Here is a 1514-nt window from a genome sequence, read left to right as displayed (position 1 = left end):
ATCACTGTCCGGTATTAGTTGACCACTACAGAGGTCTCGTTCTTTTGGGTGCATTTAAAGACTCTCCAACGCAGTTTCAATCTACGGATAGCTTCTGCTCGGTCGGCTCCTTCCGGAAGGGCCTGATTAAGATCTGAAATGAGTGCATCAACTCGGCTCTGCCCAACTTCGGTAAATCGTCGTAGCCCCTCATTGCGCAATTCCTGATCAATCCAGTCCTGCCTCTCTTTATGTCCTTTCAGCCATTCTTCAATGGACTGTGGTTGCCTGGCCATGCTCCCTCCCGTTTCTATGTTCGCTTCTTCATCGGCCTTGAATCGAAATGATTGTAACCGGTTAAGAGTGAATTTTAACGTTAAAATTAACATTAAAAGGTACTATTTGAAGTTGGCGCTAGAAAAATGAGGGGGGTACTATTGCGAAAAACTAATAGGATTTGAGTGAATTTATGAGGATATGGTTGGTTCCTCTTCAGGCATCCAGTCAGGAATCCAGCAAATTTCGTAAGCAGTATTCTCTGGATCGACTTAGTGCAGCGACCCGTTATTTCTTGTGTAGGTTCCTTAAGGACCATGGAGATGAGGAAGAAGATCTAAGGCAAAAGGGGGGCTATTCTAGAGATTTCTATCAGTCCGACCGATCTGTGAGTCGGGCGATTGAGGAGCTGGTAGGCGCTGGGATTTTACTTGAGAAGAGAGCGAAAAGTGGGGAGGGGCGGCCTTCGCTGCGTTTAAGTGTATCGCCAGATTTTTTGAGGGCATTGAGGACAGAAGCGGCTGATGAGGATCCCCTTCATGAACTAAAAATTGAACGCGTGTTCACTTATGGATTCCCTCCCAGAAAGGGTGAGCGGAGGACTCGGTTGAGTCCGGCGAATCGTGTTCTTTTGGCGGTATTGCTTTTGAGTGCGGATAAGAATGGAGCAGCTCAGATTGGGATGGGCAAGCTTGGGAGGATCGCAGGTCTCAGTGAAGATCAGCTCAAGTCTCAATTCACGAAGCTGGCTGCTGAAGGGTATCTGAGGGCGAGGGTTTCGGGCTTCTCTGGGAGGTGCTTGTTTGGCCGAGTGGCGGGATATGTCTTTCTTAATATGAGGCACGTAGATCTGGGAGGAGGCGAGGGTGGTCAAATAATGATCATTCAGTGCTTTCCGGGGTTTGGTCAGGCTGTCGAGCTATATCGAGATTCATGGGATGTTCATCGCGACCTAAGAAAATACCGGAACGATAGCTCGCTTTTGGCTGATTACCCTCCATCTCACTATCCCGCCATTAAGAACGCTATCTCGTTTGAGTCTCGATGGAATGAAGGCTGCAGAAATCAGTGGGATGGTAAGGCGTCAAAAGTGCTGCCTAAGCTGCAACTCGATGGGTACTTTCAGGAGTTGCAGCCTTCACAGGCGGCCTCATATCTGCAGATGAGAATCAATCACTATGCATCGTTGCTGTTAACCAATGGGGATTTCGAAAATACTATCTCGGATGGGTTCTACCCCGTTACTGCGGACACTTCTA

General features: G+C 48.2%; 2 protein-coding genes. One reads left to right on the top strand and one right to left on the bottom strand.

Annotated elements, in window-relative coordinates; genetic code table 11:
• Positions 1-14: 14 nt before the first annotated feature.
• Positions 15-275 (bottom strand): hypothetical protein, encoded by a 261-nt coding sequence (locus tag A11A3_RS17875; RefSeq protein WP_157375827.1) that lies wholly within the window; start codon positions 273-275, stop codon positions 15-17.
• Positions 276-862: 587 nt separating this feature from the next.
• Between A11A3_RS17875 and A11A3_RS18115 the strand changes: the two genes are divergently transcribed.
• On the top strand, positions 863-1514 hold a 652-nt coding region (locus A11A3_RS18115), incomplete at its 3' end, for a hypothetical protein (RefSeq protein WP_237738889.1).

Source organism: Alcanivorax hongdengensis A-11-3 (assembly GCF_000300995.1).
Lineage (GTDB): Bacteria > Pseudomonadota > Gammaproteobacteria > Pseudomonadales > Alcanivoracaceae > Alcanivorax > Alcanivorax hongdengensis.
Note: the sequence above shows the minus strand (reverse complement) of the source record. Positions and strands in the feature narration are given on the sequence as shown.